Source organism: Mesorhizobium ventifaucium, from assembly GCF_935822925.1.
Lineage (GTDB): Bacteria > Pseudomonadota > Alphaproteobacteria > Rhizobiales > Rhizobiaceae > Mesorhizobium > Mesorhizobium ventifaucium.
Map to the genome: position 1 here is coordinate 135652 of NZ_CAKXZS010000056.1, position 21182 is coordinate 156833.

The 21182-nt window shown below is 63.1% G+C and carries 18 protein-coding genes and 1 pseudogene; 7 read left to right on the forward strand and 12 right to left on the reverse strand.

Annotated features, from left to right (window positions below; all coding sequences use genetic code 11):
• The 3 genes from NMG70_RS33415 to NMG70_RS30265 all read right to left on the reverse strand — a co-directional run.
• Positions 1–369: biotin/lipoyl-containing protein (locus NMG70_RS33415; protein ID WP_436798488.1), on the reverse strand; the 369-nt coding region annotated here is incomplete at its 3' end.
• Positions 370–568: 199 nt separating this feature from the next.
• Positions 569–1582 carry an alpha-ketoacid dehydrogenase subunit beta gene (locus NMG70_RS30260; protein WP_254027872.1) on the reverse strand — a complete coding sequence of 338 codons (1014 nt, stop codon included), beginning with the start codon at positions 1580–1582 and terminating at the stop codon, positions 569–571.
• Between the two features lie 2 nt (positions 1583–1584).
• Complete coding sequence (locus tag NMG70_RS30265; RefSeq protein WP_254027873.1) at positions 1585–2817, reverse strand: 3-methyl-2-oxobutanoate dehydrogenase (2-methylpropanoyl-transferring) subunit alpha; 1233 nt, start codon at positions 2815–2817, stop codon at positions 1585–1587.
• 435 nt (positions 2818–3252) lie between these two features.
• On the opposite strand from NMG70_RS30265, the gene holA reads away from it, so the two are divergent.
• A complete protein-coding gene (gene holA, locus NMG70_RS30270; protein ID WP_254027874.1) occupies positions 3253–4296 on the forward strand; it encodes a DNA polymerase III subunit delta in 1044 nt (347 codons plus the stop codon).
• A 536-nt stretch (positions 4297–4832) separates the two neighbouring features.
• Here holA and NMG70_RS30275 read toward each other — a convergent pair.
• The 5 genes from NMG70_RS30275 to mnmE all read right to left on the reverse strand — a co-directional run bounded on the left by NMG70_RS30275 (position 4833) and on the right by mnmE (position 10879).
• Positions 4833–5717 (reverse strand): ParB/RepB/Spo0J family partition protein, encoded by an 885-nt coding sequence (locus tag NMG70_RS30275; RefSeq protein ID WP_254027875.1) that lies wholly within the window; start codon positions 5715–5717, stop codon positions 4833–4835.
• A 35-nt stretch (positions 5718–5752) separates the two neighbouring features.
• Positions 5753–6553: a ParA family protein gene (locus NMG70_RS30280; protein ID WP_084646769.1), complete on the reverse strand. Its 801-nt coding sequence runs from the start codon at positions 6551–6553 to the stop codon at positions 5753–5755.
• A gap of 36 nt (positions 6554–6589) precedes the next feature.
• Positions 6590–7225, reverse strand: coding sequence for a 16S rRNA (guanine(527)-N(7))-methyltransferase RsmG (rsmG, locus tag NMG70_RS30285; protein WP_254027876.1), 636 nt, complete (start codon positions 7223–7225; stop codon positions 6590–6592).
• Positions 7222–9096: a tRNA uridine-5-carboxymethylaminomethyl(34) synthesis enzyme MnmG gene (gene mnmG / locus NMG70_RS30290; protein ID WP_254027877.1), complete on the reverse strand. Its 1875-nt coding sequence runs from the start codon at positions 9094–9096 to the stop codon at positions 7222–7224. Before mnmG ends, rsmG begins: the two co-directional genes overlap by 4 nt.
• 454 nt (positions 9097–9550) lie before the next feature.
• The gene (gene mnmE / locus NMG70_RS30295) at positions 9551–10879 is read right to left on the reverse strand and encodes a tRNA uridine-5-carboxymethylaminomethyl(34) synthesis GTPase MnmE (protein ID WP_254027878.1); all 1329 of its coding nucleotides are present in this window, start codon (positions 10877–10879) and stop codon (positions 9551–9553) included.
• A 63-nt stretch (positions 10880–10942) separates the two neighbouring features.
• Here mnmE and NMG70_RS30300 point away from each other — a divergent pair, with 63 nt between their 5' ends.
• Positions 10943–12970, forward strand: coding sequence for a thioredoxin domain-containing protein (locus NMG70_RS30300; protein ID WP_254027879.1), 2028 nt, complete (start codon positions 10943–10945; stop codon positions 12968–12970).
• A 64-nt stretch (positions 12971–13034) separates the two neighbouring features.
• Here the strand turns inward: NMG70_RS30300 and rho are convergent, their stop codons facing one another.
• The 3 genes from rho to hemE all read right to left on the reverse strand — a co-directional run bounded on the left by rho (position 13035) and on the right by hemE (position 16181).
• Positions 13035–14300 (reverse strand): transcription termination factor Rho, encoded by a 1266-nt coding sequence (rho, locus tag NMG70_RS30305; protein WP_027153631.1) that lies wholly within the window; start codon positions 14298–14300, stop codon positions 13035–13037.
• A 304-nt stretch (positions 14301–14604) separates the two neighbouring features.
• Positions 14605–15156, reverse strand: a complete 552-nt coding sequence (hemJ, locus tag NMG70_RS30310; RefSeq protein WP_254027880.1) for a protoporphyrinogen oxidase HemJ — start codon at positions 15154–15156, stop codon at positions 14605–14607.
• Complete coding sequence (gene hemE / locus NMG70_RS30315; RefSeq protein WP_254027881.1) at positions 15153–16181, reverse strand: uroporphyrinogen decarboxylase; 1029 nt, start codon at positions 16179–16181, stop codon at positions 15153–15155. The genes hemJ and hemE overlap by 4 nt, the downstream gene beginning before the upstream one ends.
• 401 nt (positions 16182–16582) lie before the next feature.
• Between hemE and NMG70_RS30320 the strand changes: the two genes are divergently transcribed.
• The 5 genes from NMG70_RS30320 (at position 16583) to dnaQ (ending at position 20656) form a co-directional block, all read left to right on the forward strand.
• Positions 16583–17404, forward strand: a complete 822-nt coding sequence (locus NMG70_RS30320; RefSeq protein WP_023802686.1) for a pyruvate, water dikinase regulatory protein — start codon at positions 16583–16585, stop codon at positions 17402–17404.
• Positions 17405–17795: 391 nt separating this feature from the next.
• Positions 17796–18395: a Maf-like protein gene (locus NMG70_RS30325; RefSeq protein ID WP_254027882.1), complete on the forward strand. Its 600-nt coding sequence runs from the start codon at positions 17796–17798 to the stop codon at positions 18393–18395.
• Positions 18388–19242, forward strand: coding sequence for a shikimate dehydrogenase (locus NMG70_RS30330; RefSeq protein WP_254027883.1), 855 nt, complete (start codon positions 18388–18390; stop codon positions 19240–19242). Before NMG70_RS30325 ends, NMG70_RS30330 begins: the two co-directional genes overlap by 8 nt.
• 5 nt (positions 19243–19247) lie before the next feature.
• Complete coding sequence (gene coaE, locus NMG70_RS30335) at positions 19248–19850, forward strand: dephospho-CoA kinase (protein ID WP_254027884.1); 603 nt, start codon at positions 19248–19250, stop codon at positions 19848–19850.
• A gap of 86 nt (positions 19851–19936) precedes the next feature.
• Positions 19937–20656 (forward strand): DNA polymerase III subunit epsilon, encoded by a 720-nt coding sequence (gene dnaQ / locus NMG70_RS30340; RefSeq protein WP_254027885.1) that lies wholly within the window; start codon positions 19937–19939, stop codon positions 20654–20656.
• Positions 20657–20864: 208 nt separating this feature from the next.
• Here dnaQ and NMG70_RS30345 read toward each other — a convergent pair.
• Positions 20865–21152, reverse strand: a pseudogene (locus tag NMG70_RS30345) (GIY-YIG nuclease family protein).
• Positions 21153–21182: the final 30 nt, after the last annotated feature.

The following is a 21182-nucleotide window of genomic DNA, read 5'->3' on the forward strand; positions in this document are numbered from 1 at the left end:
GGCTTCGGTGGCCGAACCGCGTCCCCCTCCCCCTTGTGGGGAGGGGCTAGGGGTGGGGGTACTGCGGTCGGTGCTCTTGGCGCCCGCCTCGCCGCCCGGCTCCGCACCTGCCTTCACATTGCCCTCGCCGGCCACTTTCAAGCGTACAATGGGCGAGCCGATCGCCACCGTGTCGCCGATCTCCGCACCCAGCCAGACGATCTCGCCGTCGACTGGCGAAGGAATCTCGACCGTCGCCTTGTCGGTCATGACTGCGGCAAGCACCGCGTCCTCGCGCACGAGATCGCCGACCTTGACCTGCCATTCGACCAGTTCGGCCTCGGCGACGCCTTCGCCGACATCGGGCAGCTTGATCACATATTCGCCCATCGTCAGGTCCCCCCTACCAAGGCGTTTGCGCTGCCCCTCACCCTTACCCTCTCCCCGTGAAAAACGGGGAGAGGGGGATCGCCGGCGTGGCGACCAGTCCCTTCTCCCCGTTCTTCACGGGGAGAAGGTGCCGGCAGGCAGATGAGGGGCGGCGCCACCATTGGCAATTGGTCTGAAGCGAATACTCTGCCTCCCATCGTTAGGCCTCCATCGTTTCGACGAGCGCGCGGCCGAGCCTGGCCGGACCGGGAAAATAGTCCCACTCCTGCGCATGCGGATAGGGCGTGTCCCAGCCGGCGACCCGCACCACGGGCGCTTCCAGATGGTAGAAGCAGTTTTCCTGCACCAGCGCCGACAGCTCGGCGCCGAAGCCGGATGTCAGCGTCGCCTCGTGCACGATCACGCAGCGGCCTGTCCTGTTGACCGAGTCGACGATCGTCTCGAGATCGAGTGGCAGCAGCGTCCGGAGATCGATGATCTCGGCGTCGATGCCGATCTCCTCGGCCGCCGCCTCGGCGACATAGACCATCGTGCCGTAGGCCAGCACGGTGACAGCGGCGCCCGGCCGACGGATCACCGCCTTGCCGAGCGGGACCGTGTAATGCCCGTCGGCGACCTCGCCGAGCTCGTGCTTCGACCACGGCGTCACCGGGCGCTCGTGATGACCGTCGAAGGGACCGTTGTAGAGCCGCTTCGGCTCCAGGAAGATCACCGGATCGGGATCCTCTATCGCCGCGATCAAGAGACCCTTGGCGTCATGCGGATTGGACGGCACGACGACCTTCAGGCCGGAGACATGCGTGAACAGCGCCTCCGGGCTCTGGCTGTGGGTCTGGCCGCCAAAAATGCCGCCGCCGGTCGGCATCCTGACCACGATCGGGCAGGTGAAATCGCCGTTCGAGCGGTAGCGCAGCCGCGCCGCCTCCGAGACGATCTGGTCATAGGCCGGATAGACATAGTCGGCAAACTGCACCTCGACGCAAGGTTTCAGGCCGTAGGCGGCCATCCCGATGGCAGAGCCGACGATGCCGGATTCGCTGATCGGCGCATCGAAGCAGCGGCTCTTGCCGTATTTCGCCTGCAGACCTTGCGTGCAGCGGAAGACGCCGCCGAAAAAGCCGACATCCTCGCCGAACACAATGACGCGTTCGTCGCGCGCCATCGAGACGTCCATGGCGTCGCGGATCGCCTCGATCATGGTCCGTCTTGGCATGGTCAGACCCCGGCCTGCTGGCGCTGGCGCCTGAGATGCGGCGGCATCTCGGCATAGACGCCCTCGAACATGTCACGTGCCGAGGGCTTGCCGCCCGCATGCAGCGTGCCGTGGCGCTCGGCCTCCCTTTGCGCCGCGATCACCGTTTCGAGAATTTCCGCCTCGGTCTGCGTGTGGCGCTCGTCCGACCAGACACCGCGCTGGATGAGGTGGTTCTTCAGCCTGACGATCGGGTCGCCGAGCGGCCAGGCGTCGGATTCGGCCTTCGGCCGATAAGCCGACGGATCGTCTGAGCTCGAATGCGCGCCGACGCGATAGGTGACATATTCGACCAGCGTCGGCCCGAGATTCTTCCGCGCGCGCTCCGCCGCCCATTTGGCCACCGCGTGGACGGCGAGATAATCGTTGCCGTCGACCCGCAGCGACGGAATGCCGAAGCCGAGGCCGCGGGCAGCGAAGGTACCGGAGCCGCCGCGGGCGATGCCCTGAAAGGTCGAAATCGCCCACTGGTTGTTGACGACGTTGAGCACGACCGGCGCCTTGTAAGTCGAGGCGAAGACCAGCGCCGAATGAAAGTCTGACTCGGCGGTCGAGCCGTCGCCGATCCAGGCGGCGGCGATCTTCGAATCATTGCTGATCGCCGAAGCCATCGCCCAGCCGACCGCCTGGATATACTGCGTGGCCAGATTGCCGGAGATCGAGAAAAAGCCGTGCTCCTTCGACGAATACATGATTGGCAGTTGCCGTCCCTTCAGCGGGTCGGCCTCGTTCGAATAGATCTGGTTCATCATCGTGACCATCGGGTAGCCGTCGGCGATGAGCAGGCCGGCCTGCCGATAGGTCGGAAAGTTCATGTCGCCCGGCGCCAGCGCCTTGCGGAAGGCGCAGCTCACCGCCTCTTCGCCCAGATGCTGCATGTAAAAGGAGGTCTTGCCCTGGCGCTGCGCCATCTGCATGCGCGCGTCGAAGCTGCGCAGCGTCATCATGTGGCGCAGGCCTTCCAGCAACTCGTCGTCGGAAAGCAGGCCGGCCCACGGCCCGACGGCTTCGCCGGCGCGGTTGAGCACGCGGATGATCGAAAACGCCAGATCGCGGATATCACGCGGATCGACATCGATCTCGGGACGCGGCACCGAGCCGGCCTTGGCGATGGTCACATTGGAGAAATCCGGCGTCCCGCCCGGCCGCACCTCGGGCTCCGGCACATGGAAGCGCAACATTCCCGCATCGGCCATGACCTTTGTCTCTCCCATGTTGCCCGGCGCGATACTTGCACACCGGCAGACCAGTGCCAATTCGTCGGCCAAGGCTTCGGGCCAACCACCGAGCCAGCCAGCAGCACGCGTCAGGATGAAGATATGTCAGCGAAATTTCTTGTCGATCTTCCGGGTTTGCGCGCAATTTGGCGCATGTTTGCGCCGGATTTCCCGCCAGATTGGACAATGATTAGGGATTGGGCCTCGCACGGCGCCACCTTCTCCCCTTGTGGGAGAAGGTGTCGCCGAATGCGACGGATGAGGGGTGTTCCAGCTTGGCAAGAACGCGGCACTCCGTCCAGCACCCCTCTTCCGTCTTGGCGCTGCGCGCCAATCCACCTTCTCCCACAAGGGGAGAAGGAAGAAGGGGCAGCACCGTTCACCCGGCGCCCGCGCCATGCTAACCCACAATCCATGGCACAGAAGAAAGGTTACGAGGTCGATTCGTGGTTGGCGCGGCCGGACCCGCGTGTCTCGATTGTCCTGCTCTACGGGCCCGACCGCGGGCTGGTCGCCGAGCGCGCCCGAGCCTTTGCCGGCAAAACCGGCCTGCCGCTCGACGATCCGTTCTCTGTGGTCAGGCTGGACGGTTCGGAAGTCGATCGCGACGAGGGCCGCCTGCTCGACGAGGCACGCACCGTGCCGATGTTTTCGGACCGGCGCCTGCTCTGGGTGCGCAATGCGTCCGGCCAGAAGTCGCTTGCCGACGACGTCAAGGCGCTGACCGCGGAGCCGCCGCGTGATGCCATCATCCTGATCGAGGCCGGCGACCTGAAGAAGGGTGTCGGGCTGCGTTCCATCGTCGAGGCGGCGGACATTGCCATGGCGCTGCCGTGCTACGCCGACGAGGCGCGGGACATCGATACGGTCATCGACGACGAATTGCGCAAGGCCGGCATGTCAATGACGCTGGAGGCCCGCCAGGCGTTGCGCCGCAACCTCGGTGGTGACCGGCTGGCCTCGCGCGGCGAGATCGAAAAGCTGGTGCTCTATGCCCACGGCCAGATCGAAATCGGCCTCGGCGACGTCAAGGCGACGTCGGGCGACGTCTCCGGCCTGTCCTTCGACGACGCGGTCGATGCCTTGCTCGACGGCAAGATCGGCGACTTCGACATCGCCTTCACCCGTCACTGCCAGTCCGGCGGCCAGGCTTTTCTGGTGCTGTCGTCGGCGATGCGGCAGCTGCAGGCGATCCAGGCAATGCGCGGCCTGATGGACGCCGGCGGCCGCAACGCCGCTTCGGTCGTCGCCGCGGCGCGCCCGCCGGTTTTTTTCGCGCGGCGCAAGCTGGTCGAGAAAGCCCTCGAACGCTGGAGCAGCGAGGCCCTTGGCCGCGCCTTGACCAGGCTGCAGACGGCGGTCCTGCAGACCCGCCGGCGGCCGGACCTCTCGGTCGCGCTGGCCCGGCAGGCGCTGCTCGGCATTGCCGTGGAGAGTGCAAGGTTGGCGCAGCGGTAACAGCTTGTAGGGGTTTCGTGGACAAGAAGAAACCAAAGCTCAATCTGTCAGAGCGCATCAACCTCGCGTTTCTTTATGGCGATCTTAATCCGACGACTGATTCCGAAGAACTCAAACGAAGGGATGAGTTTCTCTTCAGTGTCTCAGGCTGCTTCGTTATTATATTAAACTGATACTCGTGGGCTTCGCCATCTTCGCGATTGCTGCCACAACAGTCATCAATCTTCAGTGAGGGCGTTCAGCCCAGACGAAACTCCAATTTGGAGGCTAGCAGTTGTCGATGCTTGCGCCGCCCCTCATTGCCCTGCCGGGCATTTTCTCCCCGTGAACGGGGAGAAAGAGGCTGACCGCAGCCTCAGCACCTTTTCTGCAACGTTGGTGATTGGCGAAACCGTCGATGACAGCCCCTCTCCCCGTCGCTATACGGGGAGAGGATGCCGGCAGGCAGGTGAGGGGCGGCGCAAACGCTGGAGCAGTAAGATCTGAGGGGTTGTCCCCTCGCACAAGTAAATTCCCAAGACACTTTGCCGGCTAAGCTACGACTCTTGCTTCAACCGCCGGCAAAGCTCATCGAGCTGCTCCAGCGTCCGATAGGCGACGCTGATCACGCCGCCGCGCTCGTTGTGCTCGATCGTGACGAACATGCCGATCATGTCGGTCATCAGCTTTTCCAGCGCCCGCGTATCAGCATCCTTTTGCACCGGTGCTGCAGGCTGTCGCTTCACCGTCGGCGCACCCGCCGGCATCTGCGCCAGCGCTTCGGCCTGGCGCACCGAAAGCCCGTCCTCGACGATGCGCTTGGCCAGACCCGCAGGATCCTGAGCCGTCACCAATGTACGGGCGTGGCCGGCAGACAGCGCACCGTCGACCAGCATGTCGCGGATCACCTCGGGCAGCTTCAACAGCCGCAGCGTGTTGGCGACATGGCTGCGGCTCTTGCCGATTACCTGGCCGAGATCGGCCTGGGTGTAGCCGTGGTCGTCGATCAGCTGCTGGTAGCCCACCGCCTCCTCGACCGGATTGAGGTCGGTGCGCTGGACGTTTTCGATGATCGCCAGCTCGAGCGCGGTGCGATCGTTGACATCGCGTACGATGATCGGGATATCGCTCAGTCCGGCGCGCTGCGCCGCGCGCCAGCGCCGCTCGCCGGCAATGATCTCGTAGCGGCCAGCTTGCGTCGGCGACGGCCGCGCCACCACCGGCTGCACCACGCCATGTTCGCGGATCGACTGGGCAAGATCGGTCAGGTCGGCGTCGCCAAAATGCCGGCGCGGATTCTTTGGGTTCGGGCTCAGGAACTCGATCGGCACCTTGCCGTCGGCATTCATGCCCTGCTTTTCCACTGCTGCCGGACGATCGATTTCGCCGATCAGCGCCGCCAGTCCCCGCCCCAGTCTTTTTCTTGAAAGGTCTTCGCTCATCGTCTGTCCAGATCGTTTCGGTGTTGTATCAGCGTCTAGGCGGCACGCAGTTTGCGCTCGCGCCGGATCACCTCGGAGGCAAGCTGCAGATAGGCCTGGCTGCCGGAGCATTTGAGGTCGTAAAGGATCGCCGGCTTGCCGTAGGACGGCGCCTCGGAGACACGCACATTGCGCGGGATGACGGTTTCATAGACCTTGTCGCCCATATGCGCCCGCACATCCTGCACCACCTGGTTGGCGAGGTTGTTGCGCCCGTCGAACATGGTCAGCACGATGCCCTGGATCGTCAGCTCGGGATTGATCGAGCGGCGGACCTGTTCGACCGTCTCCAGCAACTGGCTCAAGCCTTCGAGCGCGAAGAATTCGCATTGCAGCGGCACCAGCACCGAATCGGCCGCCGCCATCGAGTTGAGCGTCAGAAGATTGAGCGAAGGCGGGCAATCGATCAGCACATAGCCGAAATTCGCTGAGCGCTCGGCCGAGGCGCGCAAGGCGTTGCGCAGACGCAGCACCCGGTCCGGCGCCGAGGCGATCTCCATTTCGATGCCGAGCAGATCAAGCGTCGACGGCACGATCGACAGGCCCGGCACCGCCGTCGGGATCGCCGCCGCCTCGAGATCGAGCTCGCCGGTCAGCACGTCATAGGACGAAACGGTGCGGTCGCGCCGATCGATGCCGAGACCGGTGCTGGCATTGCCTTGCGGATCGAGATCGACGATCAGCACCCGCTCGCCGATCGCCGCAAGCGCCGTGGCCAGGTTGATGGCCGTCGTCGTCTTGCCGACGCCGCCCTTCTGGTTGGCTACGGTGATGATTCGGGGGCCATTCTTCATCATGGGTCTATGCCAGAAATTCATGCCGAGGTCGCCGATCTAAGTCAGTTGGCGCAAATCAGACAGTTCGAGGATGACGCCATGAGCGTCGGTCGCGCTGGCATGTTCTAACAGATCGAACGACCATCGTTGAGCGCTTTCTGCCACCTCGGTGCGGTAATCCCGGCCTTTGTGGAACAGGCCGCGCGCGCTGGCCGTCAGCCACGGCGCCGACAGTTCGAGCAACACCGGAAGCGAGGCCAGCGCCCTGGCAGTGACGATTTGAGGTGTTGAAACAAACGGATAGGCCTCGTCGATGCGCCGTGCGATGACCCTGGCCGGCAGGTTGAACTGGCCGACGATCGCTTGCAGGAACGATGCTTTTTTCCGGTTGCTTTCAACCAGGTCGATGCTGGCGCCGTCGCGCTCGGCAAGCAGAAACGCCAGCACCAGGCCGGGAAAACCGCCGCCGGAGCCGAGATCGGCCCAGCGCTTCGCCTCTGGTTTGATTCGCGCCAGTTGCGCACTGTCGAGGATGTGGCGGCGCCAGACATCGTCCTGCGTCGACTGCGCCGCCAGGTTTATCCGGCGGTTCCATTTCTGAAAGACCGACTCGAACTCTACCAGGCGTTCGAATGTTTCACGTGAAACCGGACCGGCAGCCGCTTGCAGGCTCGCCCATGAGGCAGCGCTCACGCAACATTCCTTCGCGCTGCGGCCTCGGCGTTGCGAACATGCGCGACGATGATCGCCAGCGCCGCCGGCGTCATGCCTTCCATCCGCTGCGCATCGGCAATCGAGCGCGGCTGCCGCGCCAGCATTTTTTGCTTCAGCTCGTTGGACAGCCCCGGAACAGAAGCAAAATCGAGTGAAGCCGGTATCAATCGGCTCTCCTCATGCCTGATCTGCGTGACGTCAGCTTGCTGGCGATCTAGATAGACCGAATATTTCGCTTCCGTTTCAAGGCGTTCAGCCGTTTTGATGTCAATTCCCGCAAACTGCGGGTCGATTCTAGCCAGCCACGCGACGTCGACGCCGCGATAGGCCAGCAATTCATAGGCCGAGCGGAGCACCCCGTCCCTGTTGATCTCCAGCCCATGACGCGCCGCTTCGTTGGGGGTCATGGTCGTGCCAAGCGCAAGGGCTCTCGCCTTTTCAAGGTTCTGCACGACATCGCTAAACCGTTGCATCCGCTCCTGCGAGGTAATCCCGAGCTTCATCGCCAGCGGCGTCAGCCGCTCATCGGCGTTGTCGGCCCGCAGCGACAGCCGGAACTCGGCCCGCGAGGTGAACATCCGGTAAGGTTCGGCGATGCCACGGCTGGTCAGGTCGTCGACCATCACCCCGATATAGGCCTCGGTGCGGCTAAGCACGATCTGATCGCTTGCCGACGCTTTTCGGGCGGCGTTGAGGCCCGCCAACAACCCTTGCGCCCCGGCCTCCTCGTAACCGGTGGTGCCATTGATCTGCCCTGCCAGAAAAAGACCGGCGATCCGCTTAGTTTCTAGCGACGGCTTGAGCTCGCGCGGATCGACATGGTCGTACTCGATGGCATAGCCCGGCTGCAGCATGGTGGCGCGTTCAAGGCCAGCAATGGTTTTTAGAATGTCGAGTTGCACGTCCTCCGGCAGCGAGGTCGAAATGCCATTCGGGTAGACGGTATCATCGTCCAGCCCTTCCGGCTCCAGAAAAATCTGGTGGCCTTCGCGGTCGCCGAACTTGACGATCTTGTCCTCGATCGACGGGCAGTAACGCGGCCCCACCCCTTCGATCGAGCCGGAATACATCGCGGAACGGCTCAAATTGGCGCGGATCAGCTCATGTGTAGCTGCGGTCGTGCGCGTGATGCCGCAATGGATCTGCGGGTTGTCGATGCGGTCGCTCATCAGCGAGAACGGCACCGGGTCGTCATCCGCCGCCTGGCTTTCCAGCGAAGCCCAATCGATCGTTCGCCCGTCCAGCCGCGGCGGCGTGCCGGTCTTCAGCCGCCCGAGATTGAAGCCGGCGCGGCTCATCGTCGCCGACAGGCCAAGGCTGGCCTGCTCGTTCATGCGGCCGGCAACGATCTTCTTCTCGCCGATATGGATCAGCCCGCGCAGGAAAGTGCCGGTGGTCAGCACCACGGCGCCGCAGGCAAGCCGGCGGCCATCCGCCAGCAGCACCGCCGCCAGGCGCCCATTGGCGATTTCGAAATCCAGGACCTCGCCCTCGACCACGTCGAGGCCCGCCTGTTCGCGAATCGCCGCTTGCATGGCGAGCCGATAGAGTTTTCTGTCGGCTTGCGTGCGCGGCCCGCGAACTGCCGGGCCCTTGCGGCGGTTGAGCAGACGGAACTGGATGCCGGCCGCATCGGCGACGCGTCCCATCAGCCCGTCCATGGCGTCGATCTCGCGAACCAGATGGCCCTTGCCGAGCCCGCCGATCGCCGGATTGCACGACATGACGCCGATCGTCTCGAAGCGCAGCGTCACCAGGGCGGTCTTGGCGCCAGCGCGCGCGGCAGCACTGGCCGCCTCGCAACCAGCATGGCCGCCGCCCACCACCACTACATCATAATGATCGGTCATTTCAGAATCCCGAATTCAGGTTGACCGACACATGTGCCCGTCAGGACGTGGTGTCAAGGACGGCCAGCGGTTCGTTTCACATGAACTATGACGAACCTATTACGCCCGTGTTTACGTGAGTCAGGCCTGGTGGGCCAATCGTTCCTGTTTGGCGCTGCCCCTCATCCGCCTGCCGGCACCTTCTCCCGGTATAGTGACGGGGGAGAAGGGACTGGCCTTGGCACCGGAGCCTTTCTGCAACGCTGGTGATTGGCTGTCGATGACAGCATCTTTCTCCCCGTCACTAATGGGGAGAAATGCCTGGCAGGGCAATGAGGGGCGGCGCTGACTTTAGAGATCGACTCTGTCACACCCGCCTCGTTTCACGTGAAACAATACCTATTGCCGGAGACCCCATCCCATCCTGTTTCACGTGAATCATCCACATCTCCGCCTCCCCAATGTTTCACGTGAGTCATTTGCCGATGCAGAACTGCGCAAAAATAACGTCCAGCATGTCCTCGACATCGATGGCGCCGACGATCCGGCCAAGCCGATCCGCTGCCAGCCGCAATTCCTCCGACCGCAGCTCCTGCGCGCGCTCATCCCCTGCCACCGCAGCAACCAGGAAGCGGTTCGTCTCGTTGAGCAGTTCGACGTGCCGCAGCCGCGACGGGAGGATATCACCGGCCTGGCCGATCTGCGCTGCGGCGCGACGGCCGATCTCGGCCAGCAACTCAGCCAGCCCGGTGCCGTCCCTGGTTGAGATTACCGCGTCGTAGCGCCTCGCAAGCGTCGCCGATTCATCCTTTAGCAGATCGACCTTCGTCCCGACCCGCAACATCGGGACATCGCCTGGTATTGCGCAGATCGGCACCGGCTCCGCCAGATCCTCCAGCACCAGCAGCAGATCGGCAGTCCCGGCCTTGCTCCTTGCCTTTTCGATGCCGATCGCCTCGATCCTGCCTGGCGTCTCGCGCATGCCGGCAGTATCGGTTACCCTTACCCGCATCCCCTCCAGGTCCAGCACCACTTCAAGCAGATCACGGGTCGTGCCGGGCTCCTCGGTGACGATCGCCGCTTCGCGACGAGCCAGCGCATTGAACAGGCTCGATTTGCCGGCATTCGGCGCACCAAGAATCACGACCTCGAAGCCGTCGCGGATGATTTCGGCCGCCCGGAACCCTTGGACATGACGCTCGATCTCGCCAATCATCGCCCGAACGTCCAACCAGACCGTCTCTGAAACGGAACCGGGCACATCGTCTTCGTCGGCAAAATCGATTTCCGCCTCGATCATCGCCCGCGCATGAATCAGTCGACGGCGCCAGGCGAGGTAGAGCTCGCTCTGCACGCCTTCGGCATTTTGCACGGCAAAGCGCCGCTGCGCCTCGGTCTCGGCATTGACGAGATCGGCCAGCGCCTCGGTCTCGACCAGATCGACCTTGCCGTTGAGAAAGGCGCGGCGGGTAAACTCGCCGGGCTCGGCATGCCTGACGCCGTCGAAGCCGGCGATCTCCTCCAGCATCTTCGCCACCACGGCGCGCCCGCCATGGACATGGAACTCGGCGATATCCTCGCCGGTAAAGCTGTTTGGGCCGGCAAAGAAGACGATCAGCCCGCTGTCGAGCACCGATCCGTCCGGCGCCCTGAACTGGCGATAGGCGGCAATGCGATCCTTGACCTTGGAACCGGCAATCGTTTCTACGACGAATCGACTTTGCGGTCCGGATATGCGGATCACGGCAACTCCCGCGGGCAGGCGTCCGCTCGACAGGGCAACAATAGAATTACCTGAAATCATTTGCCGACCCAGCACAACCGCCCTAGCTTCGCTTATTCATCGACAAATGCCGAGTGCCCAACCGTGACCGCGCAAAATCTGCCCGCGCAAAATCTACTTGCCGAAGAGGCCAGCCCCTACCTGCAGCAGCATAGCGGCAACCCTGTGCATTGGCGGGCATGGTCGCCAGCATCGCTCGCCGAGGCAAAGGCGCTGCAGCGGCCAATCCTGCTCTCGGTCGGCTACGCCGCCTGCCACTGGTGCCATGTCATGGCCCACGAAAGCTTCGAGAACGACGACGTCGCCGCCGTCATGAACCGTCTGTTCGTCAATATCAAGGTCGATCGCGAAGAGCGGCCGGACATCGACCAGATCTACATGGCCGCACTGTCCGCGATGGGCGAGCAGGGCGGTTGGCCGCTGACCATGTTTTTGACCCCGGACGGAAAACCTTTCTGGGGCGGCACCTATTTTCCGCGCGAAGCCCGCTACGGCCGCCCGGGCTTCGTCCAGGTGCTGGAGGCGATCGACAAGGCGTGGCGGGAGAAGAAAGAAAGCGTTAACCAAAGCGCCGACGGCCTGACCACGCACGTCGAGGCGCGGCTGGCGGGCACCCATGCCAGGGTGGTGCTCGACCGCGACACGCTGGCGACGCTCGCCAACGGCATCGACGGCATGATCGACAGGGATTTGGGCGGCCTGCGCGGCGCACCCAAATTCCCCAATGCGCCGTTCATGCAGACGCTGTGGCTGTCCTGGCTGCGCGACGGCGCCACAGCCCACCGCGACGCTGTCCTGCTCGGCCTCGAAAAGATGCTGGCGGGCGGCATTTATGACCATGTCGGCGGCGGCCTCAGCCGCTATTCGACCGATGCCGAATGGCTGGTGCCGCATTTCGAAAAAATGCTCTACGACAACGCGCAGCTCATCCGGCTGTGCAACTGGGCCTACGCGGCGACCGGCAATGAATTGTTCCGGGTACGAATCGAAGGGACGATCGATTGGCTATTGCGTGAGATGCGCGTCAATGGCAGCGCATTCGCTGCCAGCCTCGATGCCGACAGCGAGGGCGAGGAGGGGTTGTTCTACACCTGGAGCAAGGATGAGATCGAAACCGCGCTCGGCGATGAATTGTCCCTATTTTTCAACTACTTCATGCTTTCCAGTCCGCATGGCTGGGAGGGCAAGCCTATCATCCACCAGACTGCGGCCCAGCAAAAGCAAAGCGTCGCCGATCGCGACCGGCTCATTCCGCTCAGAGAAAAACTGCTGGCAGCCAGGGAGCAGCGCGTCAGGCCCGGGCGTGACGGAAAAATCCTGACCGACTGGAACGGCCTGGTGATCGCGGCTCTCGCCGAAGCCGGGCGCGCCCTGAACCGGATCGACTGGATCGAGACGGCGGAACAGGCCTTTGCCGCCATTGCCAGTGCTGGCCGAGACGGCCGCCTGCCGCATTCGATGCTTGGCGCAAAGAAGCTTTTTCCGGCGCTGTCGAGCGACTACGCCGCCATGACCAATGCTGCGATCTCGCTGTTCGAGGCTACCGGCACATCGCGCTACGCCGAACTGGCCGGCCAATTCATCGCGCAGCTCGACCAATGGCATGGCGATGAGGACAACACCGGCTACTATCTCACCGCGTCGGACAGCAGCGGCGTGCCAATCCGCATCAGGGGCGACGCCGACGAGGCCATTCCTTCAGCCACCGGCCAGGTCATCGAGGCCATGGTTCGATTGTCCTCGCTTTCGGGCGATCTCGAATTGCAGGAAAAGACCTGGAAGGTCGCCGAACACGCAGCCGGCCGGGCGGCGCATCAGGCCTATGGCCAGGCGGGCATCGTCAACGCCTGTGCCTTGGCAATCGAGCCATTAAAACTTGTGCTGGTGGATAATGTCGAGAACCCCAGGCTTGTTCCGGTAGCGAATCGAAATCCCGACCCGCGCCGGGTCGACACTATCGTTCCGGTCGGCTCGGCGACAAACCTGCCGATGCTGCCAGGCGGCGTTCTGCCACCAACGACCGAGCCCGGCGCCTGGCTGTGCACGGGACAGGTCTGCCTACCGGTGATAACGGACGCCGAGGAGTTGGAGCGGCGGTTGCGGCGTCAGTAGGGGTAGGTGTGCGCTTTCCCTTCTCCGCCTATAAGTGAGAAGGCAGAACCGCGCCTCAAACCTTTTACGTATTCATCGAATCGAAGAAATCCGCGTTGGTCTTGGTCTGCTTGAGCTTGTCGATCAGGAACTCGATGGCGTCGGTGGTGCCCATCGGCGCCAGGATGCGGCGCAGCACGAAGATTTTTTGCAGGTCCTGCCGGGCGACCAGCAGGTCTTCCTTGCGGGTGCCGGACTTGAGGATGTCCATCGCCGGATAGATGCGCTTGTCCGCCACCTTGCGGTCGAGCACGATTTCCGAGTTGCCGGTGCCCTTGAACTCTTCGAAGATGACCTCGTCCATGCGGCTGCCGGTATCGATCAGCGCGGTGGCGATGATGGTCAGCGAACCGCCTTCCTCGATGTTGCGGGCGGCGCCGAAGAAGCGCTTCGGCCGCTGCAGCGCATTGGCGTCAACACCGCCGGTCAGCACCTTGCCGGATGACGGCACTACGGTGTTGTAGGCGCGGCCGAGGCGGGTGATCGAATCCAGCAGGATGACGACGTCGCGCCCGTGCTCGACCAGGCGCTTGGCCTTCTCGATCACCATTTCGGCGACCTGGACGTGGCGCACCGCCGGCTCGTCGAAGGTCGAGGAGACAACCTCGCCCTTCACCGATCGCTGCATGTCGGTGACTTCTTCCGGCCGCTCGTCGATCAACAGCACGATCAGGTAGCATTCGGGATGATTGGTGGTGATCGAGTGGGCGATGTTCTGCAACAGCACCGTCTTGCCGGTGCGCGGCTGCGCGACGATCAGGGCGCGCTGGCCCTTGCCGAGCGGCGCCACCAGGTCGATGACGCGGGCCGAGATGTCCTTCGAGGTCGGGACGTCCATTTCCATCTTCAGCCGCGAGGTCGGATAAAGCGGCGTCAGATTGTCGAAATGGATCTTGTGGCGGATCTTTTCCGGGTCGTCGAAATTGATCGTGTTGACCTTGAGCAGGGCGAAATAGCGCTCGCCCTCCTTCGGGCTGCGGATCGGGCCCTCGACCGTGTCGCCGGTCTTCAGCGAGAACCGGCGGATCTGTGACGGCGAAATGTAGATATCGTCCGGACCCGGCAGATAATTGGCATTGGCCGAGCGCAGGAAGCCAAATCCGTCCTGCAGCACTTCGACCACGCCGTCACCGATGATCTCGATATCCTGGGTCGCCAGCCGCTTCAGGATCGCGAACATCAGCTCCTGCTTGCGCATCACGCTGGCATTCTCGACCTCGAGCGATTCGGCATAAGCGATCAGCTCTGGCGGTTTCTTGTTCTTGAACTCGGTGAGTTTCATTTCTTGCATCATTAGACGGACTCTGAGTGAGTAAGTATGGGGAAAATATCGGCGGGATGCGACAAATGCCGGGCGCGGCCGAAGCGATGAATGGGGCGGCGCATGACGGGAAGGAAGACCCGTCTTTTATCGTCGGTCGACTAAAAGAGCAAGTCGCCTTTTGTGAGCGCCAATCGCATCAAGTTTGCGCTGCCCCTCACCTGCCTGCCGGCATCCTCTCCGCGTATAGTGACGGGGAGGGGGCTCTCATCGATGGTTTAGCCATCACCAACGTTGCAGAATGCGCGTCAAGACTAAGGCGACCGCACAAGCCTCAAAACGGCTTCACGATGACCAGCACGACGATGACAATCATCAGCAATGTGGGGATCTCGTTGACGATCCGCCAGTGCTTCGCGGGCTTTTCGTTGCGGTCCTCGGCGAATTTGCGCACCGCGCCGGCGAGGTAGCCATGAACGGCCGAGAGCCCTAGCACCGCGGCGATCTTGGCATGCAGCCAGCCGCCCTGAAAACCGAAGCCTTTCCAGGCAAGCCAGAGGCCGAACGCCCAGGTGATGATCATGGCTGGATTGATGATGCCGCGCAGCAGCCGGCGCTCCATCACCTTGAAGGTCTCCGACTGGACGGAGCCTTTCTCGGCTTCGGCATGATAAACCAGCAACCGCGGCAGATAGAGCATGCCCGCCATCCACGAGATGACGGCTATGACATGGATCGCCTTTGCCCAGGGAAAGAAATCGTCCGGCCCGAACACGAACAGAAGCGCCGCCAGGACGAGGAAGATGACGATGGCGATCGACGCTCGACGCATCGCGCCCGCCCCGCTGCTGCCCGCCTTTATGCTGGTCGTGTTCGTGTCGGTCATCGATGTGCCCGTACCAGTTTCACCATTGCCTCGACATGCGCGATCGGCGTCTCCGGCGTGATGCCATGGCCGAGATTGAAGATCAGCGGTCGATCGCCCAGTGCTTTCAGGATCGCGTCGACGCCGTCGGCTAGCGCCTTGCCGCCGGCCACCAGCCGCAACGGATCGAGATTGCCCTGGACGGCGCCGTCGCGCTGCAGTTCCTTCGCTGTCGTCAACGGCACGGTCCAGTCGAGCCCCAGTCCGGTCACGCCAGTTTTTTGGCGATAGCTGCCGTAGTGGGCACCGGCACCCTTGGGAAAGCCGATGATCGGAACGTCGGGATGCACGCCCCGCACCTGCCTGACGATCTCCGCCACCGGCCTGACGCAAAACGCCTCGAAAGAAACTTCGTCGAGCACGCCGGACCACGAGTCAAAGATCTGCACCACATCGGCGCCGGATTCGATCTGGCGGATAAGATAGGCGGCCGAGTGATCGGCAAGCACTTTCAGCAATTGTAGGAAAGCCGCCGGCTCGCGATAGGCGAACAGCCTGGCCGGGGCCTGGTCCGAGGTGCCGTGGCCGGCGATCATATAGGTCGCCACCGTCCACGGCGCGCCGCAAAAGCCGATCAGCGTCGTTTCATCAGGCAGTTTTGTCCGCAATCGTCTGACCGTCTCATAGACCGGTTCGAGATTCACGTGAAACGTTTCGCCGCCGAGAGCGGCAATCTCCGTGGCCGAGATCGGCGTCAACAGCGGCCCGCGGCCCTCCTCGAAGCGCACGTCGCGGCCCAGCGCATGTGGCATGACAAGGATATCGGAAAACAGGATCGATGCATCGAAGCCGAAGCGCTCGATCGGCTGCAGCGTCACTTCCACGGCAAGATCGGGATTATAGCAGAGATCAAGGAACGATCCGGCCCGCCTGCGTGTCTCGCGGTATTCCGGCAGATAGCGGCCGGCCTGGCGCATCATCCAGAGCGGCGGTGGAGATACCGTCTTGCCTCTCAACACGTCCAGCATGATCCGGTTTTCAGGCATTCAGCGCTCGCCTCTCCAGGCTTCTCTATAAATAAATATTCTATTTCTAGGAATCTTATGATTCTAAGAGTCTGTTGGTATCGGTGGTTGTCCGCTGTCCCGCCTTGCCCCGGAAAAGGACAGCCAGCATATTGTCGCGTGCTTCTTCTGCCGGATAGGAGGAGTTTGGGGACAGTTGGAAATTTCCGACTGGGAACAATGCGTTACCGCCCGCCTAGAGCAAATGGCCTGTGGATGAGGCCGAGTCAAAAAAACCGTCCCCGGACTTGTCCCCAGCCGCCCGACGCAGCCGACAGCGCATCGAATTGTGGACAAGCTGGCATCTGATACAGTCGCCCCGAACCGGCCGATCTTTCCGACCGACCTTATCCACATCGGCCCACAGCTTGGAACGAACCCCTGTGAACAAACCCCAGAGCTTCTTTCACCTTCACCTGATTTCCGATGCCACTGGTGAGACGCTGCTGGCGGCCGGGCGCGCGGCTTCCGCGCAATACAAGGATGCGCGCGCCATCGAGCATATCTACCCGCTCATCCGCACCGAAAAGCAGGTGACGAAAGTGTTCGAGGACATCGAGGAGGAGCCGGGCATCATCCTTTATACGGTCGTCGACCAGAAGCTCGCCCGCGGCATCGACGAGCGCTGCGCCGCCATGGGCCTGCCTTGCGTCTCCGTGCTGGAACCGGTGCTGACCGTGTTCCAGTCCTATCTCGGCACGCCGGCCGGTCGCCGCGTCGGCGCCCAGCATGTGCTGGACGCCGAATATTTCCGCCGCATCGACGCGCTCAACTTCACCATGGAGCATGATGACGGCCAACTGCCTGCCAATATGGATGATGCCGACATTGTGCTCGTCGGCATATCGCGCACCTCGAAGACGCCGACCAGCATCTATCTCGCCAATCGCGGCATCAAGACCGCCAACATCCCGATCGTGATCGGCGTGCCGGTGCCGGAAAGCCTGGTCAACGCCACGAAGCCGCTGATCGTCGGGCTGATCGCCACCGCCGAGCGCATCTCGCAGGTGCGCCAGAACCGCATCCTCGGCAACACCAGCGCCTATGAGCCGACCGACTATGTCGACCGCGCTGCGATCAGCGAGGAACTCGCCTACGCCCGCCAGATCTGCACCCGGCACGGCTGGCCGATGATCGACGTCAGCCGCCGCTCGATCGAGGAGACGGCGGCGGCCATCGTTGCCCTGCGCGGCAAGACAAGATAATGAGGCCAAGGAGTTGGCGAGGTGTTGCCCAACCGTTCAGCGCTGCGAGGATCGAAGGTCACGGCATGGATCCTAGGGTCTGCCCTGCGTCGCTTCGCCCCTTGCTTCGCCCTAGGATGACGAAGTGAGGAGCGTTTCAGCCAATCGCGAAGGGTTGCGATTCGGCATCAGCCGTCACCCGCTATGCGCGACGCAACTGCCAATCTCGGACATCTGAGACTGGCCTTATACCACCATGCCCTCGTCATCCTAGGGCGGAGCAGGAGCGAAGCGACGTAGCGAATACCCTAGGATCCATGCCGTTACTGTGGCCCGAGGATCGCAACGATACAGCAGTTGCTTGCGCACCCGTCTCCCGATCGGAATCTCAAACAACCTTAAGTGACAGAAAATGGCCGAAAAAATCATCCTTGCCTCGGGCAGCCCGTTTCGCAAGGCGCTGCTCGTCAACGCCGGCATCGCCATCGAGGCGGTGCCGGCGGAAGTCGACGAACGCGCGCTCGAAGCGCCCTTGCAGGGCAGCGGTATCTCGCCCGAGGACGTCGCCCTGGTGCTTGCCGAGGCCAAGGCCACCGAGGTCAGCGAGCGAAAGCCCGGCGCCCTGGTGCTCGGCTGCGACCAGACGCTGTCACTCGGCGACGAGCTGTTCCACAAGCCGGCCGACATGGAAGCCGCGCGCCGCCATCTCTTGGCGCTGTCGGGCAAGACCCATCAGCTCAACAGTGCGGTGGTGCTGGCCCGCGACGGCGCGGTCCTGTGGCGGCATGTCGGCGTCGCCAGCCTGACCATGCGAAAGCTCGATCCTGCCTTTATCGGCCGCCATCTGGCGCGGGTAGGCGCCAAGGCGCTGTCCAGCGTCGGCGCCTACCAGATCGAAGGCGAGGGCATCCAGCTGTTCGACAGAGTAGAGGGCGACCATTTCACCATTGTCGGCCTGCCGCTTCTACCCGTCCTGGCCAAGCTGCGCGAGCTCGGAGCCATCGATGGCTGAGGCCGCGAAAAAGGCCTTCGTCACCGGCCACCCGGTCGCGCATTCCCGGTCGCCCAAGATCCACGGCTATTGGCTGGCGAAATACGGTATCGACGGCAGCTACCGGGCGATCGACGTCACGCCGGAGGCTTTTGCTGGATTCATGAGAACGCTCGAGACGAATGGCTACCGTGGCGGCAACGTCACCATCCCGCACAAGGAGGCCGCCTTCGCGCTGGTGGCGCACCAAGACGATGCGGCCGAACAGATCGGCGCCGTCAACACGCTGTGGTTTGAAGGTGGAAATCTGTGGGGCGGCAACACCGACGCCCATGGCTTTGCCGCCAATCTCGACGAGCATGCGCCGGGCTGGGCAGACAATGGACCGGCCGTGGTGCTCGGCGCGGGCGGCGCCGCCCGCGCGGTTATCCATGCGCTCAAACAGCGCGGCATCAGCGACATCCGCATCGTCAACCGGACGCTCGCCCGAGCCGAGGAACTGCGCCACCGCTTCGGTACCGGGGTCTCGGCTCATGGCGCGGCCGCGACCGGCGAACTGCTCTCCGATGCCGGCCTGCTGGTCAACACCACTGCGCTCGGAATGCATGGTAATGAAGGGCTGGCCGCCGATCCGGCCAGGCTGCCGGACCATGCCATCGTCACCGACATTGTATATGTGCCGCTGGAAACGCCGTTGCTGGCCGCAGCCAAAGCGCGCGGGCTGAAAACCGTCGACGGGCTCGGCATGCTGCTGCACCAGGCGGTGCCCGGCTTCGAGCGCTGGTTCGGCATCAGGCCTGAGGTCACTGCCGAATTGCGGCAGATGATCGTCGCCGATCTCGGTGCCCAAGGGATGACCAAGGAGTAAAAAGCATGATCGTGCTCGGCCTCACCGGATCGATCGGCATGGGCAAGTCGGCGACGGCCAGGATGTTTGCCGAGGCCGGCGTGCCTGTCCACGATTCGGACGAGGCGGTGCATCGCCTCTACGCCGGCAAGGCGGCTCCGCTTGTGGAGGCGGCGTTTCCCGGAACGACAAAATCCGGCTCGGTCGATCGCACCAAGCTGGCCGAGCGGGTGCTCGGCGATGCAGCCGCGCTGAAACGGCTGGAAGCGATCATCCACCCGCTGGTCCGCGCCGACGCCGACGCTTTCCTGGCCAGGAACCGCGCTGCCGGGGCGCCGTTTGTCGTTCTCGATATCCCGCTACTGTTCGAAACCGGCGGCCGCGACCGCGTCGACAAGGTCGTGGTCGTCACCGCGTCGCCCGATATCCAGCGCGCTCGCGTGCTGGCGCGGCCGGGCATGAGTGAGGAGAAACTGGCGTCGATCCTGGCCAGGCAGGTTCCCGACGCCGAAAAACGCAAGGCTGCCGATTTCGTCATCGACACCGGACAGGGTTTTGATGCGGCACGCGCGGCGGTCAATGCGATCGTCGCGAAACTGGTCGGGGATAAAGCCGGCAAGCCTGCTTAACGGCGCTTGCGTCCGGCATAATATGTTGCCAATTTGTTCCCATATTGATTCGGCTGGAACGACGCCGGACACAACGGACTGATTCGATGCGCGAGATCATCTTCGATACGGAAACCACAGGTCTCGATTTCCGCGATGACCGCGTCATCGAGCTCGGCTGCATCGAGCTGGTCAATCGCTTCCCGACCGGCCGCACCTTCCACCACTACATCAACCCGCAGGGACGACCGATCCATGCGGAGGCGCAGGCCGTTCATGGCATCAGCGCCGCCGACCTGATGGGCAAGCCGACCTTCAGCGACATCGCAGAGGAGTTTCTTGCCTTCATCGACGGCGCCAAGCTGGTCGCCCACAATGCGACTTTCGATATCGCTTTCCTCAATGTCGAGTTCGGCCGGCTTGGCCATCCGGTCGTTGATCCCGGTCTTGTCGTTGACACGCTGGCGCTGGCGCGCCGCAAGCATCCGATGGGTCCCAACTCGCTGGACGCGCTGTGCCGGCGCTATGGCATCGACAATGCCCGCCGCACCAAGCACGGCGCGTTGCTCGATTCGGAATTGCTGGCCGAGGTCTATATCGAGCTCATCGGCGGCAAGCAGGCGGCGCTCATCCTCGACAGTGCCACGGCGGCGGCCGGCGGCAGGAGAAACGTCGACGACATCGACATCAGCATCGGCGCGCGGCCGATAGCGCTGCCGCCTCGTCTGACCGAGGCGGAGCGCGCCGCGCACGCGAGCATGGTCGGCACTCTGGGCGAAAAAGCGCTCTGGCTGCGCGTCGCCGGGGAAGCGAGTTCTGCGGCATAGTGATTTTGACGGGTTGAATGCCGATCGGCAGTGGCGTCGATAATTTTCAGCGGCCAATTTCAGTGGCAAATCGCAAACCTCTAGGGTTAGCCGAACCACCCCTCACTTCGTCATCCTAGGGCGGAGCAAGGAGCGAAGCGACGCGGCGCAGACCCTGGGATCCATTCCGTGACATCAGCCGAACAATGCTGCGGCTCAGAACCGAACGCTACCACCCCGTTCCGCGAAAGAGCTCGAACCACTCTGGATTGGTCTTCTCGATCAACTCGATCTTTCATTGGCGCGGCCAGCGCTTCAGCGACTTCTCGCGCTGGATGGCGTCACGAATGTCGAAATGTTCTTCGTACCAGACCAGACGCTGCACGCCGTAGCGGCTGGTGAAGCGTGAGCCCTGGCCGGATTTGTGCTCCGGCATGCGGCGGCTGAGGTCGTTGGTGACGCCGATGTAGATCGTGCCGCGCTTCTGGCTCGCGGTCATATAGGCATAGCCGGTCATGGGCGGAAGGCTAGAGCATCGGACGTTCAA

What these genes read in the sequence shown, in the direction of transcription:
- NMG70_RS30260 (WP_254027872.1), bottom strand. Translation starts at nt 1,582, where the DNA reads ATGCCAAGACGGACCATGATCGAGGCGATCCGCGACGCCATGGACGTC.
- NMG70_RS30265 (WP_254027873.1), bottom strand. Translation starts at nt 2,817, where the DNA reads ATGGCCGATGCGGGAATGTTGCGCTTCCATGTGCCGGAGCCCGAGGTG.
- NMG70_RS30325 (WP_254027882.1), top strand. Translation starts at nt 17,796, where the DNA reads ATGGCCGAAAAAATCATCCTTGCCTCGGGCAGCCCGTTTCGCAAGGCG.
- rho (WP_027153631.1), bottom strand. Translation starts at nt 14,300, where the DNA reads ATGCAAGAAATGAAACTCACCGAGTTCAAGAACAAGAAACCGCCAGAG.
- NMG70_RS30280 (WP_084646769.1), bottom strand. Translation starts at nt 6,553, where the DNA reads ATGATGAAGAATGGCCCCCGAATCATCACCGTAGCCAACCAGAAGGGC.
- hemE (WP_254027881.1), bottom strand. Translation starts at nt 16,181, where the DNA reads ATGCCTGAAAACCGGATCATGCTGGACGTGTTGAGAGGCAAGACGGTA.
- dnaQ (WP_254027885.1), top strand. Translation starts at nt 19,937, where the DNA reads ATGCGCGAGATCATCTTCGATACGGAAACCACAGGTCTCGATTTCCGC.
- NMG70_RS30275 (WP_254027875.1), bottom strand. Translation starts at nt 5,717, where the DNA reads ATGAGCGAAGACCTTTCAAGAAAAAGACTGGGGCGGGGACTGGCGGCG.
- hemJ (WP_254027880.1), bottom strand. Translation starts at nt 15,156, where the DNA reads ATGACCGACACGAACACGACCAGCATAAAGGCGGGCAGCAGCGGGGCG.
- coaE (WP_254027884.1), top strand. Translation starts at nt 19,248, where the DNA reads ATGATCGTGCTCGGCCTCACCGGATCGATCGGCATGGGCAAGTCGGCG.
- holA (WP_254027874.1), top strand. Translation starts at nt 3,253, where the DNA reads ATGGCACAGAAGAAAGGTTACGAGGTCGATTCGTGGTTGGCGCGGCCG.
- mnmG (WP_254027877.1), bottom strand. Translation starts at nt 9,096, where the DNA reads ATGACCGATCATTATGATGTAGTGGTGGTGGGCGGCGGCCATGCTGGT.
- mnmE (WP_254027878.1), bottom strand. Translation starts at nt 10,879, where the DNA reads ATGATTTCAGGTAATTCTATTGTTGCCCTGTCGAGCGGACGCCTGCCC.
- NMG70_RS30330 (WP_254027883.1), top strand. Translation starts at nt 18,388, where the DNA reads ATGGCTGAGGCCGCGAAAAAGGCCTTCGTCACCGGCCACCCGGTCGCG.